The organism is uncultured Serinicoccus sp. (genome assembly GCF_947500995.1).
GTDB lineage: Bacteria > Actinomycetota > Actinomycetes > Actinomycetales > Dermatophilaceae > Ornithinicoccus.
The window spans coordinates 53,306-67,956 of the sequence record NZ_CANMUA010000002.1 but is presented as its reverse complement, the minus strand read 5'-3'; the positions used below and the strand labels follow the sequence as shown (position 1 = coordinate 67,956).

Here is a 14,651-nt window from a genome sequence, read left to right as displayed (position 1 = left end):
CGGTGCCATCGTGCACACTGGCGCTGTGGACCTGCCCGTCATGCCCCCGGTCACGCCGATGCTCGCCAAGCCTGCCGCGGCGCTGACGCCCGGGTGGCTCTACGACCCGAAGTGGGACGGCTTCCGGTCCATCGTCTTCCGCGACGGCGACGAGGTCGAGCTGGGCTCGCGCAACGAGAAGCCGATGACCCGCTACTTCCCCGAGCTCGTCGAGGCGGTGCGCGCCGAGCTGCCGGAGCGCTGCGTCGTGGACGGCGAGATCGTGCTCGCCTCCCCGAGCGGGCGGCGGCTGGACTTCGAGGCCCTCGGGCAGCGGATCCACCCGGCCGACTCCCGGGTACGGATGCTCAGCGAGTCCACCCCCGCGGCCTTCGTCGCCTTCGACCTGCTCGCGCTGGGCGACGAGGACCTCACCGCCCTGCCGTTCCGCGAGCGCCGCGCCCGGCTCGAGTCGGTGCTGCCCGCCGTCAGCGCCGGGTCGGTCCACCTCTCGCCGCTCACCGACGACGTCGACCTCGCGATGCGCTGGTTCGTCGACTTCGAGGGCGCCGGTCTGGACGGGATCATCGGCAAGGACCCGGACGCGCCCTACCAGCAGAACAAGCGGGTGCTCACCAAGCTCAAGCACACCCGCACCGCGGACTGCGTGGTCGCCGGCTACCGCACCCACAAGAGCAGCGAGGAGGCGATCGGGTCCCTGCTGCTCGGGATCTACACCGACGAGGGACGGCTGGCCCACGTCGGCGTCAGCTCCTCCTTCCCCATGGCGCGCCGGCGTGAGCTCTTCGCCGAGCTGCAGCGGTGGGTGACCGAGTTCGAGGGGCACCCGTGGGACTGGGCCTCCCAGCTCCAGGCCGACACGCCGCGCAAGAGCGAGGGGTCGCGGTGGGCCGCGGGCAAGGACCTGTCGTTCACGCCGCTGCGGCCCGAGCGCGTGGTCGAGGTGCGCTACGACTACCTCGAGGGCGGCCGCTTCCGGCACACCGCGCAGTTCCTGCGCTGGCGCGAGGATCGCGACCCCGAGAGCTGCACGTTCGACCAGCTGGAGCAGCCGGTCGACTTCCCGCTGGACGACGTGCTCGGTGCCCCGGTCACCCCGCTCGACGGGCGAGGCGGGTCGTGAGCGGGCGGATGTCCACGGCGGGCCGGGCGGCCGCCGTCGGCACGGCGGTCGCCGGGGGAGCGGCGCTCGGCGGCGCCGTCTCGATGGGCACCGCGACCTACTTCGCGCACCGCGTCATCACCCCGGAGCACGAGAAGAAGGATGACGTGACGGTCGTCTCGGTGGACCGGGACGCCGGGACGGTCACGCTGCGGGCGGACCCCCAGACCACCTCCTCGGGTCGCTACGGCCTCTGGCTGGACGGCGGCGCCGGTCACGCCCGCCTGGGCGAGGTCCTCGAGCCGGCGCACGAGGAGGCGGGGACGAAGGGGTCCCGCCGGCAGATGGTGGTGACCCGCGAGCTGCTGGGCGTCGACGCGGGTGACCTCGGGCCGGGGCCGGCCCGCTGGAACAAGTACTTCTACTGCGGCGACCCCGGGAGCGCCCTGGGCCTGGAGCACGAGGACGTGCTCGTCACCTCCGACGTGGGGGACCTGCCGGCCTGGCGGGTGCCCGGGGCGGCGTCCGCGACAGCCCACCAGGACGACTGGGCGGTGCTGGTGCACGGCCGCAGCGCCCAGCGCGGGGAGACGCTGCGCGCCGTCCCGGTGCTGCACCGGCTGGGCTACACCTGCCTGATCCCCATGTACCGCAACGACGTCGGTGCCCCGCCGTCCTCCGACGGCCGCTACAGCCTCGGGCTGTCCGAGTGGCGCGACATCGACGCCGCGCTGCGCTACGCCCTGGCGCACGGGGCCCGCCGGATCGTGCTGGTGGGGTGGTCGATGGGCGGGGCGCTCGTCCTGCAGGCGCTCAACCGCTCCGACGTCGCCCACCGGGTGCACCGGGTGCTGCTCAACGGCCCGGTCATCGACTGGGGCTCGGTGCTGGCCCACCAGGCCGATCTGCACCTCATCCCCCGCCCGGTGGAGCAGCTGGCCCGGAGCCTGCTGCGCAGCAAGGCCTCCCGGCACCTGCTCCGGGTGGCCGAGCCCGTCGACGTCGCGGCCACCAACTGGGTCGACCGGGCCGAGGAGGTCACCCACCGGATGTTCATCATCCACTCCGCGACCGACGACACGGTGCCCTTCGGGCCCTCCCAGGACCTCGCGCGACGCCGGCCCGGGCTCGTGCAGACCTTCGTCTGGCCGCAGGCGCGCCACTGCCAGGAGTGGAACACCAACCCCTCGCTGTGGGAGGACCTCGTCGCCTCCTTCCTGCGCTGAGGACGGGAGGACGACCGTGAGCAGACCGGACGTGCGCACCGGGCGGGGTCCGCTGACCGAGGCCGAGCTCGACGACTGGTATGCCGTGCCACCCGACCGCGCGGCCGGCCCGTGGGTGCGGGGTGGGTTCATCACCGCGCTCGACGGGCGCGCCACCGGCCCCGACGGGCGCAGCGGCAGCCTCAACGAGGGCTCGGACGGCGACGGGGCTGCGTTCGCCACGCTGCGGCGCTGGGCCCAGGCCGTGGTCGTGGGCGCCGGCACCGCGCGGGAGGAGGGCTACGGCCCCCTCGAGGGCAGTGCCCTCATCGTGGTGACCCGCAGCGGCGACGTGCCGGCCGGGCTCGCCGAACACCCGGACGTGCACGTGGTGAGCGGCGACGGGGCGGACGTCACCCCGGAGCGGGTGCTGGAGGTCTGCGCCGGCCGCGGCTGGGACCGGGTCGTCGTGGAGGGCGGCCCGGCCCTCTTCGGTGCCTGGGTGGGCGCCGGCGCGGTCGACGAGCTGTGCGTGACCGTGCGGCCGGTGCTGGCCGGCGGCGACGGGCCGCTGCTGCTGCCGGGCGCCGCGACCCTGCCGGGTCTCACCGGGCGGCTGACGCACCTGCTGACCTGGGACGGCGACCTGCTGCTGCGGACCCGTCTGCGCTGACGCGCGGGGCCGGTTCTGCCAGACTGCCCCGATGGCGAAGAAGAGGAAGAAGCAGGTCAAGGGCAAGGGCAAGGCCAAGGCCACGACGGCGAAGAAGGGCCAGAAGGCCGCCCAGGAGGCGCCGCAGCCGACGGCGGCGACCTTCGGCAAGGCCCTGCGGGTCGGGGAGGGCTTCACCCTCGCGGATGTCGACCCCCGCTCCACCCCCGCCTTCACCGGCGACAAGCAGGCCGGCAAGGACGCCCTCGTCGCGGCCGACGCCGAGCTCGACACCCTGCAGGAGCAGCTCTTCGCCCAGTCCCGCGCGGGCGGTCGCCGACGGGTCCTGCTGGTCGTGCAGGGGATGGACACCTCCGGCAAGGGCGGCATCATGCGCCACGTCGTCGGGTCGGTGGACCCGCAGGGCGTCGAGCACACGGCGTTCAAGGCGCCGAGCGCCGAGGAGAAGAAGCACCCCTTCCTGTGGCGGATCCGCCGGGCGCTGCCCGGGCCCGGCATGATCGGCGTCTTCGACCGGTCGCACTACGAGGACGTGCTCGTCGTGCGGGTCCACGACCTCGTGCCGCCGGCCCAGTGGAAGCGTCGTTACGCCACCATCAACCGCTTCGAGGAGACGCTCGCCGACGACGACGTCACCATCGTCAAGGTCATGCTGCACATCAGTCCGCAGGAGCAGAAGGCGCGGCTGGGCGAGCGGCTCGAGCGGCCGGACAAGCACTGGAAGTTCAACCCGCGCGACCTCGACGAGCGGGAGCACTGGGCGGACTACCAGGAGGCGTACCAGGTCCTGCTCGAGCGGTGCAGCACCGAGCGCGCGCCGTGGTTCGTCGTGCCGGCCGACCGCAAGTGGTATGCCCGGCTCGCGGTCCAGCAGCTGCTCCTGGAGCACCTGCGCGGCCTGGACCTGACCTGGCCGGCGGCCGACTTCGACGTCGAGGAGCAGCAGGCGCGCCTGGCCGCCTCGGAGGTCTGACCCCCGGTTCTGGACCTCTGTTTCTGGGGCCCGTCCCCCAGAACCGGAGGTCCAGAAGCAGCAGCTGTATGCCGGCTACTCGGCGGCGAGCTCGGGCTGCGGCGTGGCCTGGAGCACGACGACGGCGCGCGGCGGCACCTCGTGCGTCCCGCCGGTCTCCCAGGGCACCTCGTCGTCCAGCTCGTCCCCGCTGGTGTCGACGACGACCTGCCAGGTGGGCGTGTTCATCCCGTCCGGCACGGTGAACTCGACGGCCTCGTGGTGGCCGTTGAAGAGCAGCAGGAAGTGGTCGTCGGTGACCTCGCGGCCCCGCTCGTCCCGCTCGCTGATGGCCTCCCCGTTGAGGAAGACCATGACCGCCTGCTCGCGGCTGTGCCAACGCTCCTCGGTCATCACCTCGCCGCCGGGGGAGTACCAGTGGATGTCGCCGAGGTCGCTCTGGCCGCCGTGCTCGGCGTCCCCGAGGTAGAAGCGCCGCCGGCGGAACGCCGGGTGCTGCTTGCGCAGCGCGATGAGCCCGGAGGTGAAGTCGAGGAGGTCGGCCTGGTCGGGGTCGAGGTCCCAGTCCATCCAGGCCAGCTCGTTGTCCTGGGCGTAGACGTTGTTGTTGCCGTGCTGGGTGCGGCCCATCTCGTCGCCGTGGGCCAGCATGGGCACCCCCTGGCTGAGCAGGAGGGTGGCGAGGAAGTTCTTCTGCTGGCGCAGCCGCAGCGCCCGCACGTCCGGGTCGTCGGTCGGGCCCTCGACGCCGCAGTTCCACGACCGGTTGTGGTCCTCGCCGTCGGCGCCGCCCTCGCCGTTGGCCTCGTTGTGCTTCTCGTTGTAGGAGACGAGGTCGGCCAGGGTGAAGCCGTCGTGGGCGACGACGAAGTTGATCGAGGCGTAGGGGCGTCGCCCGCTGTGCTCGTAGAGGTCGCTGGAGCCGGTGATGCGGGAGGCGAACTCGCCCATGGTCGCCGGGGCCCCGCGCCAGTAGTCGCGGACGGTGTCGCGGTACTTGCCGTTCCACTCGGTCCACAGCGGCGGGAAGTTGCCGACCTGGTAGCCACCGTCCCCGAGGTCCCACGGCTCGGCGATGAGCTTGACCTGGGAGATGACCGGGTCCTGCTGGACGATGTCGAAGAAGGCGGACAGCTTGTCCACCTCGTGGAACTGCCGCGCGAGGGTCGCCGCGAGATCGAAGCGGAAGCCGTCCACGTGCATCTCGGTGACCCAGTAGCGCAGGCTGTCCATGATGAGCTGCAGGACGTGCGGGGAGCGCATGAGCAGGCTGTTGCCGGTGCCCGTGGTGTCGTAGTAGTGGGCCTTGTCGTAGTCGACGAGCCGGTAGTAGCTGGCGTTGTCGATGCCGCGGAAGGACAGCGTCGGCCCGAGGTGGTTGCCCTCGGCGGTGTGGTTGTAGACGACGTCGAGGATGACCTCGATACCCGCCTCGTGCAGCGTCTTGACCATCGACTTGAACTCGGTGACCTGCTGCCCGCGGTGCCCGTAGGCCGAGTAGCCGTTGTGCGGCGCGAGGAAGCCGATGGTGTTGTAGCCCCAATAGTTCGACAGCCCCTGGTCCTGCAGGTGCGGGTCATCGACGAACTGGTGCACGGGCAGCAGCTCCACCGCCGTCACGCCCAGGCTGGTGAGGTGGTCGACGACCGCCGGGTGCGCCACCCCGGCATACGTCCCGCGGATCTCCGGCGGCACCTCGGGGTGGTTCATCGTCAGGCCCTTGACGTGCGCCTCGTAGATGACGCTGTCGTGGTAGGCGTGCTGCGGCGGCCGGTCGTGGCCCCAGTCGAAGAAGGGGTTGACCACGACGGAGGTCATGGTGTGCAGCGCCGAGTCGTCGGTGTTGTAGGACGAGGGGTCGCCGAAGTCGTAGGCGAACAGCCCCTGGTGCCCGCGGATCTGCCCGGCGATCGCCTTGGCGTAGGGGTCCAGGAGCAGCTTGTGGGGGTTGAAGCGGTGGCCCTCGGAGGGCTCGTACGGGCCGTGGACCCGGAAGCCGTAGCGCTGGCCCGGCTGGCAGTTGGGGACGTAGCCGTGCCAGACGTGCGCGTCGACCTCGGTCAGCGGGACGGTGGTCTCGATCGAGCGGTCGTTGACGAGGCACAGGTCCACCGCGGTGGCGTGCTCGGAGAAGAGGGCGAAGTTGGTGCCGCGTCCGTCGAAGGTCGCGCCCAGGGGGTATGCCGTTCCGGGCCAGAGGTCCATCGGGGGGTGGGGCCTTTCTTGTTGCGGGAGTCGCGGAAGGTCGACCGCGCCGTCACCGGCGCCCCAGTCTACGGGCCGGGGGGTGCCCGGAATGACGGTGGCTGAGCGGCACGCCTCCGCCCCATCTGTGTCGGACGGGGCTAGCGTGACGCCTGTGACTGTGGTGGACGTGACGTTCCGCTGTCGTCTGCGTCGGGTCATCGCGCCCGTGCCGGGGGCGGTGCCCCTCGTGCGCGTGAGCGCCGAGACCGCCGTCGTGGCGTTCCGCTACCGGGCGACCGGGCTGGCGGCCGAGGCCGCGTTCTTCACGCTGCTGTCCCTGCCGCCCCTGCTGGTCGCGCTGGTCGCCGGTGCCGGCTTCGCCTCGGAGTTCCTCGGGCCGCAGACGCTGGAGCGGATGAGCAGCGCCCTCGAGCAGTGGACGCTGACCTTCCTCACCCCGCAGGCCGTGGAGCAGGTCATCATGCCGACCTTCCAGCAGACCCTCACCGCCCGCCGCGGCGACTACCTGTCGGTCGGGTTCCTCATCGCCCTGTGGTCCGGGTCGCGGGCGCTGCACATCTTCCTCGACGCCATCTCGATCATGTACGGACAGGGCGGGCACCGCGGTCCGGTCGGCGCCCGCGTGCTCTCGCTCACGGCATACCTCGCCTCCACCGTGGTCATGGGCCTGACCCTGCCGCTGCTGCTCATCGGCCCGGGCTACCTCCTGCGCTGGCTGCCGCCCCGGCTGGACCTGCTCCTCGAGCTGTACTGGCCGCTGGTGGGCCTGCTGGGCATCATCAGCCTCACCGGGCTGTTCCACGTCGCCACCCCCGAGCGCTCGCCGTTCTGGCGGGACCTGCCCGGGGCGCTGCTGACGATCCTCCTGTGGGTGGTGAGCTCCATCCTCATTCGGCGCTGGGCCGAGCTCGCCGCCGGCGGCTTCTCGGTCTTCGGCCCGTTGACCGCCCCCATCATCCTCATGGTCTACCTCTACTTCCTCTCCTTCGCGGTCCTCGTCGGCGCCTCGCTCAACGCGGCGATCCGCCGGCTGTGGCCGCCGCCGGAGTACCGCGGCCCGCGGGCGCGGGTCAACGAGTGGTGGGAGGAGCGCCGCGCCACCCGGGAGGCCCGCCTCCAGGCGCGCCGGGCCGAGCTCGCCGCCGACGCCGCGACCGACGACGAGGAGGGGCGTCGGATCGCCGCCATGGACGGCATACCGGGGCCGCGATGAGCGCTGCGCGGCGCGCCGCGCGAGGTGATTTGGAATCGTCCGCGCCCGTCGGATAGTGTTTCTTCTCGCGCCGCTGGTGACAGCGGAGCAGGCGGATGTAGCTCAGTTGGTAGAGCGCAACCTTGCCAAGGTTGAGGTCGCCGGTTCGAGCCCGGTCATCCGCTCTGAGGCAGCACCACCAGATGCCTCACGGTGGAGTGGCCGAGAGGCGAGGCAGCGGCCTGCAAAGCCGTATACACGGGTTCGAATCCCGTCTCCACCTCGCACTCGCGGGTCCACCGCGCAGGGACGATTGGCGCAGCGGTAGCGCGCTTCCTTGACACGGAAGAGGTCACTGGTTCGATCCCAGTATCGTCCACCAGTACAGTAGGCCCCTGACCAGCGCAAACCCTGGTCAGGGGCCTTCTCTATGTCGTGGCGTGCAGGATACGTGCAGGACGGTCCCTCGCTGACGGGGACCTCATACGAGATGAGCACGACCCATCAAGGAGGCACCCCACCCAAGTGAGCACGCCAGTTGGGTCCTGAGGACGGGGTGTGGTTCGCTCCGGAGCCGTAAGCCAAGCTCGAGACCGCCGCGACCTGCGCAGGGTTCATTGAGGACGGTTAAGGTGGCCGTGTCGCTGCGGAGATGGTGGTGGACGTGGTCGGCTTCCGAGGCGACCTTGAATGCGGTCTAGTTGCTCTCGCCGCAAGCGCGCCGGGTCACGACGCGCGAGACGCCAATCCCGAACGAGCGCCGAGACCATTCGCGGCGGTATGACGCACCCACGAGGGGCGCGCACGACGTGCCGGCGCAGTGTTTGCGACCCTCATTGAAGGTTGTCCATTGGCCCACGTCGGACGGGATGGTTCGAGCTACGGCGAGCGTCATTGCTGCCACGGGCCGCGGTGCGCCTTCTGCGCCCGGTGTCCCGATGTCCTGGGCCAGTCGCTGACCGAGGCTCCGCTTCCCTGCTGGCCTGGTCGGAGCCGTATGACAGGATTTGCATGTGCCGGAGCCGCTGTTCACCTCCTTCATCAAGGAGAACCGTCCCCTGTCTCGCGAGCTGTGGCGGCGGGCCGAGCCGCTTGGCGGACGTATCAACGCGGTCACCCGGGTCGAAGACTTGGAGTCGTTCGCGCCGCATCTGCTCCGCGAGTGCATCGCGGAGCTGAGTATCGAAGCGCCGACGCTCGGTCGGCTACGCACGGCGTCGGAGCGCGAGGGCGCCACCAAGTGGAACGAAGACCGGAGCCTGGGTCTGCCCACACGGCGGTATTACGTCGCCGTGGAGGTCGCCGGCGACTCGTCCTTCCTCCAGCAGTGGCCCGATGTGACGGGGGCTGATCTGGATGCCGTTGATGCTGCGGTCGTCGCCGAACTGGGAGGTCTGGATGCGATCACGCATCGCTCAGTAGAGGACGCGGCCACCTTCCAGCGAGCAGGCGAGATGTGGGAGCTCGGCGCTGATGACGACTCCCGCGAGGGACGCGCGGTGAGGTTCTCGCTGTACACGTACTTCAATCTCACTGGCGAGGATGAGGCCGCGGTTGCGCGCGGCGAACTCGTTCTGGCTGATCTAATTCAGGAGCGACGCGAGCTCATCGCTCCAATCGTGGCCGCTAATGCGGAACAGGTGGATCAGTTTTTGGGGGTTGACCTGCCTGAACGCCTCGCCGAGTTGGTAGAGGCTAAGCGCATACAGTTGATCAACCGGCAGGCCGTTCGCGACAGCCTGAGCTTCCCGGAGGAGTGGCAGGGAGCAGAACCGCAGCTAGAGGACGCCGAAGACCAGCCTGCTTCCGTGGCAGCGGAGTCGGTCGCGGTTGACGAGCCGTCGGAGCAGCCGGCTCAGCCCGCGGTCACAATGGAGCCTCCGCCAGGTGTCGCGGAGGAGGTCCAGCTCAACCCCCGGTCGCGGCTGAGTCGAGCGACCTTTCAAGACGTCTTGTTCTCTTTGCGCCACTGGGCGAACGCTGTCGAGCGGACCCCAACTGCGTTCGGTGGACTCGTCGAGGACCGCATCAGCGACCTGCTCGCGGCGACGTGGAACGCCACCCTCCCCGGTGCGGCTCGGGAGGTGTACACGCGGGGTGGGAAATCGGACATCTTCATCCAGGCTGACGTCCTCGACCCTGGTCGCGGGCCGGCGACGGTATTCATCTGCGAAGCCAAGTGGGCCCACGATCACGACACGATCCGCAAGGCACTCGACCCGCAGTTGTTCGGCTACCTGAACGTTCACGACACCTCGGCGTCCTGCTGGCATTGATGCGGCAGAAGGACTTCGCGGCAGCGTGTGCCACCTACCAGGCAGTCCTCGAGGGGGTCGACGGCTACCAGGGCACGGTACCGGGGCCGGTGGACGGGTGGCCGCTCCTCGAGTTCGTCCGTGACGACCGGAAGGTCACGGTGTGTGCGGCATTCATCCATCTCCCCGTCCCTGGGAGCTCCGGCGAGGAGTAGCGCCGACGTCTGACCGCGTCGAGGCGATCCGAGACGTCATCGGGAGCTGTACGTGTTGGTTCGCAACAACCAGGTGCAGGCTCGCCGCAGCTCGCCGGTCATGACCGCGACGGCAGCGCAATCACGCGGTGGATGACGTGCTCGGGAGATTCGGTTTGGTCGCGCCTGCGACTGTCTGGGACCGTCGACTCATGAAGGTGTTCGATGACGTGCCGCGGTATGACAAGACTCGCCGAGCGGAGAGCGAACCCGAATTCGCGTTCCTGAACAGGACTGGGTCAGTGTTCTTCGAGCCGGTCCGCGATATGTTCGAGATGTGGGTCGCCGCATTGCCTTTGGAGCATCGAGCCTCGGTCATTGGCCAATTGCAGTCTGGTGAAGACGACGCATTTGAGAGCGCATTCTGGGAGCTGTATCTGCATCAAGTTGTGACGGGCAGCGGGCATGAGGTCGAGATCCACCCGAACATTTCGGGCACCAGCAAGCGGCCTGACTTTCTGGTCCACGCAGACGTGCCGTTCTATTTAGAAGCAGTAGTTGTGAGTGCTCGGCCAGAGCGTAAGGCAAGCGATCGTCGCCTCGCTCAAGTGCAGGCCATCCTGGACGAAGTACGGGTGGTCGGCTGGTCCCTGAGCTTCGATTGGTACGTCATCGGGCCAGCTCCCGTCAAGAGCACCAAGCTGCGTGACCGCCTTGTCCGGTGGCTCGACGGACTCGACCCGGAAGACGTCGCCCGGCGGCTGGGTCGGGCGTATGACGACGATGCGGACGCCGGTTGCTTCCCGTTCATAGAAGAGGGGTGGCACTTGGAGTTCAGGGCTCTGCCAACCGGGGTCCAAGACTCACCCCTCGTTCTCATGCGGGGAATGGGGCGAGCGGCGGGTGTAGACAACGCGACCGGGGTGACCAGGGTGCTCAACAGCAAGGCCAACCGCTACGGCCGCAACCTGCCACACCCGCTCGTTACCGCCGTACTGAGTAACACCGGGGCGCGCACGAAAGACTTTGAGTTCAGGTCGGCGCTCTACGGCGACCCGTTCTTGCCGCCGAATCACCTCCGCGATGCCGATCTTCATACGGACGCTCACTGGCGCACGCCGCGTGGCTGGCGACGCGCGCACAACCCGAACGTCGTTTCTGCTTCCTGGTTGACCTGGCGATCTTTGACTAAGCAAGTGCCTCGTCTGTGGGCCACTGCGGAGCCGGGAATACCGTCAGTTCGACCCCTCTCGTGGGCCGACACTGCAGATGTAAGTGGCCCGGAGACCCCGGAGCCGGCCAACCAACCTGCGTTGACGTCGCTCGGCATCCCAGCCAATTGGTGCGCGGGGGAGCCGGACTTCGCCCGAGGAACATCTTCCTAGCGGCTTCGTTCTGCGGATGTGTTGCCGGGACCCGCCCTCATCGCGGCGGAATGACGCACCGGTCGGACTCGCTGACTCGCGACAAGCGAGTCCGCGGGAAAAGGACGTGCCCACCCGGGTCGCTTATGGATGGGTTACCAAGCTGGCGTAGTACTTGCTTGGATGGTCCCTACTGGAGGCGGCTCCATGTCGGTGATTGCTTATGCTTCTCTCCGTGGCGCAGCAGTCCGTAGGCGTTCCTAATCTTGAAGACGAATCCAATCAAAGTTCCCAGCAGGGCAACAACTCCGACGTACCAGCGAGCGTAAGGATTGGCCCAGTCAATGCCCTCGGCAAAACCACCTGGATCCGGGCTCGCCCGTGAGACCTGAGTCAAAATCCACTCTTGATAGTCGATAACATAGTTCAGCACATAGAAGTTCACGACTGCAATCGCCAAGGCGCCGACACCACCAATCTTGAGCCCGAGGTCCCTCAGGCCGATCCAGCAGATTGAGCCGAGACCTACAGCGAAAGCGATTGCCCCCGTGAAGGCGATGAACTTGACGATCGTCTCGAACCACACCATAGGAAGGCCCAAGAGTAGGCAAAGGAGAAAGGAAAGGTGGGCAAGCAACACGCTGAGCACGAGGTCGCCAACTGCAACGCCCGCGAGCTTCGGTAGCAGTCTCCATTGCCCAACACGCAATAGATACGCGTCCCACAGGCGGGAAGCCTCCCTCCAACTGCCCCACGCGCGCTTTACCATACCCTCTCCCGCAACGCAAATGATTCTTCAACGCTTAGTGCCGCAAACAGGCGCGGAGTGGCGTTGGGGTAGGTGGGGCGGCAGTAAGAGCGACGCCTGCGGCAGGTGCGGCCGCTTGCCGGGAGGCTTGCCGTGCGGTGACCGTCGACGGGCGCTGTGCATTGAGCCATGCCGAGATGCTAGAGACGGGCTCCGACAAGCCCTGCCACCCGAGCGTCGACCGTTGGCCTGCACGGGCACGAGAGGACAGCATCGGCTGGTCCCCCTCGACCGGCCACGCATGCCACTTGCGGCGAAGTGACGCACCTTCAAGAGCGCCCGGATCGCAAGCCTGTTCGGACAACGCGAAGCAATAAGAGCACTCTCCCGCCTGGACACGGGAGGGCGCTCTCGGCGAAAGATGGTCCGACTACTTGCCGTCGGCCCACTCCTCGATGGCCTCGATGTTGGCGAGCGCCTGCTCGTGGGCGTTGCCGTTGATGGGGATGCGCACGTCGGGGGCGTGCACGTCGACACCAGGCAGGCTCATCATGAACTTGCGCTGCGACTTCTTGGCGTTGTTGAGGTCGAGCGAGCTCAGGTACAGCGAGATCGCCTCGTGCGTGCCCGCGTAGGTGAACAGGATGTAGCCACCCTTGAGGTTGACCGAGTAAATGTCCCACCCCCGTGAGAGGAGCGCCTTGGCGATCTCGCGGGAGCGCGTGGTCGCGTCGTAGCCCTTCTGGCGCTTGAGCATCTCCTCGAGGTCTTCCGCCATCTTCGGGTCGAGCGTCGACCAGATTGCGGCGGCGGCGCTGGCGGACGGCGCGGTAGGTGCCGTAGCGGTGACGGTGACCTGGCCGTCCTTGGTGACGGTCATCGTCCCGCTGAAGCCCTGGGGGATGTGGATGTGTAGGTCGCTGGTCATGAGAACTCCTCTCGTTCACGCCGCTCGGAACGATTGGCGTTGTTACCGCTCATTAGAGCATATGCCCGCATGGCCGTCAATGAACGGCAATGCGGGCATGCGGAGACCGGGACCGCGCCTAGGCCGAGTGGCCGCGCCTCCACGAGGGCCTCGATGAACTCGGGCCGCCGGGGTGGGCCACATACCAGCCGAGGGCGGCCCGGTTCAGCCCCTGCCCGTCGAGGAAGTCGTGGACGTCGGCGCGCGTGGCCGCGGACGAGGCCGGGCACGGCATGGTCTCGGTCACCTCTGTGCCCTCGAGACTGGCCCGCTAGCGGCGGTAGGACGCAGCTTCGACGTCCCGAGAGAGGGAATGCCGAATGGCGCGGCCGCGTGCCTTACACGGATTCTCTATTCGCCCGCGACTCGAACCAAGACCAGGTCGTCGACGTCAAGATCGTCGCGTGAGAGCAGGGTGGGCTTCCAACCCTCGTCCAGCCCCATCAGGTCCAGTACGACCGCACCTTGGCGTAGCGCCGGCCCGATCGGCTGCGCTGAGGCAATCGCAGCGTAGAACCTGGCGGCGAAGGCACTAGCAGCCAAGTCGCTGATCTGGGTCGCCATTGCGATGATCACAGGGGTCGCCTCAAGCAAGACCTCAGCTCCATCAAGGGTGTCGCAGCCATTCAGGGTCAGCAGTTTCGGCGGTTCAGCGGTGGCGCTAAGGGCACGAGCCAGCAGCTCAAATGGAACGTCCCGCCCCTCGGGGCCGTCGACGCTGGCGTTGTCGAACAATACCGCGGCATCGCCGGCGTGACCGGAAAAGTGGACAACGTGGGGTCGGACGTCGTTCAGACCGTCGAGTAGGTCTTCAGGGGTAGCTGCGGGCCGGTACTGGATGTCAATGAGATCTCGGTGTAGCGCACGTTTGACCGCCTGCTGAACGTCACGAACCTCGACCTCGGTTCGGAGGTCCATCTCAGGGTTGGCGGTCAGGTAAAGGACTCGGAGAATCTCTGGCTTCGGCGGCTGAACCGTCACGTAGTGCACGGTAGGGCTGGAGAGCCGCGCGATCTCGCGGGCATGACTCTTCTCCTTCTGCTGACGCCGGGCATCCGCCTGCTCCCGGGTTCGAGCATCGGCCTTCTTCTTGTCCTCCTCCTTCTTCGCCGAGCTCTTGATCTCACGGGCGAGGTTCTCCTCAGCCGTTGCCAGGTCTCCGGCTGACTTGCTGAGCTTGACCGACAGGGCGCTCACCTTCTTGTCCTCGGCCTGAGCCCTCTTCTCTAGGTTCTCCGCGTTGCGCTGGTAGGTCCGAGCCATGCTGGCGCTCGTGCGCGGCGTGATCTTCTGGAGCTCCTTGGCCGCGTCGGCGCGATGCTTCCCGGCGGCTGCCCGCGCCTTCCCGCGGTTCGTCTCGTCACTGGCTTGCTGCTTCCGGATCGCCACAATCTTGTCGCGGTACTGCTTCTCCGACATCGCGTCCCCTTCTTGACCGGCAGGTGGCCTGGAGCCGGTCGTGCACGAGTCCGGCGATCCTCCTGAAGGATATGAAGCGGGTCCGACAGACCCGGCCGATGGATGGCTGCCGACGTGTCGCGGTTCATGAGGCGTGACGGAATCTTGGGACCATCACCTGTATCCGGGTAGTTTGCGCTCGCACTCAGGCGCACGACCTCGACCCACGAGTCAACCCGCCCAGAGATCTCTCGGAACGGAACGCCCTACGAAGACCTGCGACAGATAGCCCAACCTGGGCCGAGCTGACGCCGGCCGTGGACCATGGACAGGTTCAGACGCCGGCGACGTAGGCGGTGAGGAAGTGGACGC

Annotated in this window: 11 protein-coding genes and 3 tRNA genes; 10 read left to right on the top strand and 4 right to left on the bottom strand. The window is 68.2% G+C overall.

Translation table 11 applies throughout. The annotated features are described in order from the left end of the window. Positions 1-25 precede the first annotated feature (25 nt). Genes Q0967_RS03430 through Q0967_RS03415 form a run of 4 tightly spaced genes read left to right on the top strand, consistent with a single transcriptional unit; the run spans position 26 to position 3,953 of the window. Positions 26-1,123: an ATP-dependent DNA ligase gene (locus Q0967_RS03430; RefSeq protein ID WP_298746790.1), complete on the top strand. Its 1,098-nt coding sequence runs from the start codon at positions 26-28 to the stop codon at positions 1,121-1,123. Beyond that, the gene (locus Q0967_RS03425) at positions 1,120-2,328 is read left to right on the top strand and encodes an alpha/beta hydrolase (RefSeq protein WP_298746793.1); all 1,209 of its coding nucleotides are present in this window, start codon (positions 1,120-1,122) and stop codon (positions 2,326-2,328) included. Before Q0967_RS03430 ends, Q0967_RS03425 begins: the two co-directional genes overlap by 4 nt. Before the next feature lie 16 nt (positions 2,329-2,344). Continuing rightward, the gene (locus Q0967_RS03420) at positions 2,345-2,980 is read left to right on the top strand and encodes a dihydrofolate reductase family protein (protein ID WP_298746796.1); all 636 of its coding nucleotides are present in this window, start codon (positions 2,345-2,347) and stop codon (positions 2,978-2,980) included. A 31-nt stretch (positions 2,981-3,011) separates the two neighbouring features. Next, positions 3,012-3,953, top strand: coding sequence for a PPK2 family polyphosphate kinase (locus Q0967_RS03415; RefSeq protein WP_298746798.1), 942 nt, complete (start codon positions 3,012-3,014; stop codon positions 3,951-3,953). A gap of 75 nt (positions 3,954-4,028) precedes the next feature. Here Q0967_RS03415 and glgX read toward each other — a convergent pair whose 3' ends face one another. Continuing rightward, positions 4,029-6,158 carry a glycogen debranching protein GlgX gene (gene glgX, locus Q0967_RS03410; protein ID WP_298746800.1) on the bottom strand — a complete coding sequence of 710 codons (2,130 nt, stop codon included), beginning with the start codon at positions 6,156-6,158 and terminating at the stop codon, positions 4,029-4,031. Positions 6,159-6,312: 154 nt separating this feature from the next. On the opposite strand from glgX, the gene Q0967_RS03405 reads away from it, so the two are divergent. The 6 genes from Q0967_RS03405 (at position 6,313) to Q0967_RS03380 (ending at position 11,187) form a co-directional block, all read left to right on the top strand. Beyond that, positions 6,313-7,374 carry a YihY/virulence factor BrkB family protein gene (locus Q0967_RS03405; protein ID WP_298746801.1) on the top strand — a complete coding sequence of 354 codons (1,062 nt, stop codon included), beginning with the start codon at positions 6,313-6,315 and terminating at the stop codon, positions 7,372-7,374. Positions 7,375-7,465: 91 nt separating this feature from the next. After that, positions 7,466-7,538, top strand: a tRNA-Gly gene (locus tag Q0967_RS03400). A 27-nt stretch (positions 7,539-7,565) separates the two neighbouring features. Continuing rightward, positions 7,566-7,636: transfer RNA gene (locus Q0967_RS03395), tRNA-Cys, on the top strand. Positions 7,637-7,660: 24 nt separating this feature from the next. Then, positions 7,661-7,735 (top strand) — tRNA-Val (locus Q0967_RS03390). Between the two features lie 631 nt (positions 7,736-8,366). Then, positions 8,367-9,629, top strand: a complete 1,263-nt coding sequence (locus Q0967_RS03385) for a hypothetical protein (RefSeq protein ID WP_299449089.1) — start codon at positions 8,367-8,369, stop codon at positions 9,627-9,629. 385 nt (positions 9,630-10,014) lie between these two features. Then, entirely contained in the window at positions 10,015-11,187 is a 1,173-nt protein-coding gene (locus tag Q0967_RS03380) for a hypothetical protein (RefSeq protein ID WP_299449086.1), read from the top strand. 169 nt (positions 11,188-11,356) lie between these two features. Here Q0967_RS03380 and Q0967_RS03375 read toward each other — a convergent pair whose 3' ends face one another. The 3 genes from Q0967_RS03375 to Q0967_RS03365 all read right to left on the bottom strand — a co-directional run bounded on the left by Q0967_RS03375 (position 11,357) and on the right by Q0967_RS03365 (position 14,300). Continuing rightward, the gene (locus Q0967_RS03375) at positions 11,357-11,755 is read right to left on the bottom strand and encodes a hypothetical protein (RefSeq protein ID WP_162802977.1); all 399 of its coding nucleotides are present in this window, start codon (positions 11,753-11,755) and stop codon (positions 11,357-11,359) included. Between the two features lie 589 nt (positions 11,756-12,344). Next, positions 12,345-12,842 carry a hypothetical protein gene (locus Q0967_RS03370; RefSeq protein ID WP_299449079.1) on the bottom strand — a complete coding sequence of 166 codons (498 nt, stop codon included), beginning with the start codon at positions 12,840-12,842 and terminating at the stop codon, positions 12,345-12,347. A 390-nt stretch (positions 12,843-13,232) separates the two neighbouring features. Beyond that, the gene (locus Q0967_RS03365; RefSeq protein ID WP_299449077.1) at positions 13,233-14,300 is read right to left on the bottom strand and encodes a CHAT domain-containing protein; all 1,068 of its coding nucleotides are present in this window, start codon (positions 14,298-14,300) and stop codon (positions 13,233-13,235) included. Positions 14,301-14,651: the final 351 nt, after the last annotated feature.

Excerpts from the sequence above, each read along its gene's own strand:
- Q0967_RS03415 (WP_298746798.1), top strand. The coding sequence starts at position 3,012 with ATGGCGAAGAAGAGGAAGAAGCAGGTCAAGGGCAAGGGCAAGGCCAAG.
- glgX (WP_298746800.1), bottom strand. The coding sequence starts at position 6,158 with ATGGACCTCTGGCCCGGAACGGCATACCCCCTGGGCGCGACCTTCGAC.
- Q0967_RS03380 (WP_299449086.1), top strand. The coding sequence starts at position 10,015 with ATGAAGGTGTTCGATGACGTGCCGCGGTATGACAAGACTCGCCGAGCG.
- Q0967_RS03375 (WP_162802977.1), bottom strand. The coding sequence starts at position 11,755 with ATGGTGTGGTTCGAGACGATCGTCAAGTTCATCGCCTTCACGGGGGCA.
- Q0967_RS03370 (WP_299449079.1), bottom strand. The coding sequence starts at position 12,842 with ATGACCAGCGACCTACACATCCACATCCCCCAGGGCTTCAGCGGGACG.
- Q0967_RS03365 (WP_299449077.1), bottom strand. The coding sequence starts at position 14,300 with ATGTCGGAGAAGCAGTACCGCGACAAGATTGTGGCGATCCGGAAGCAG.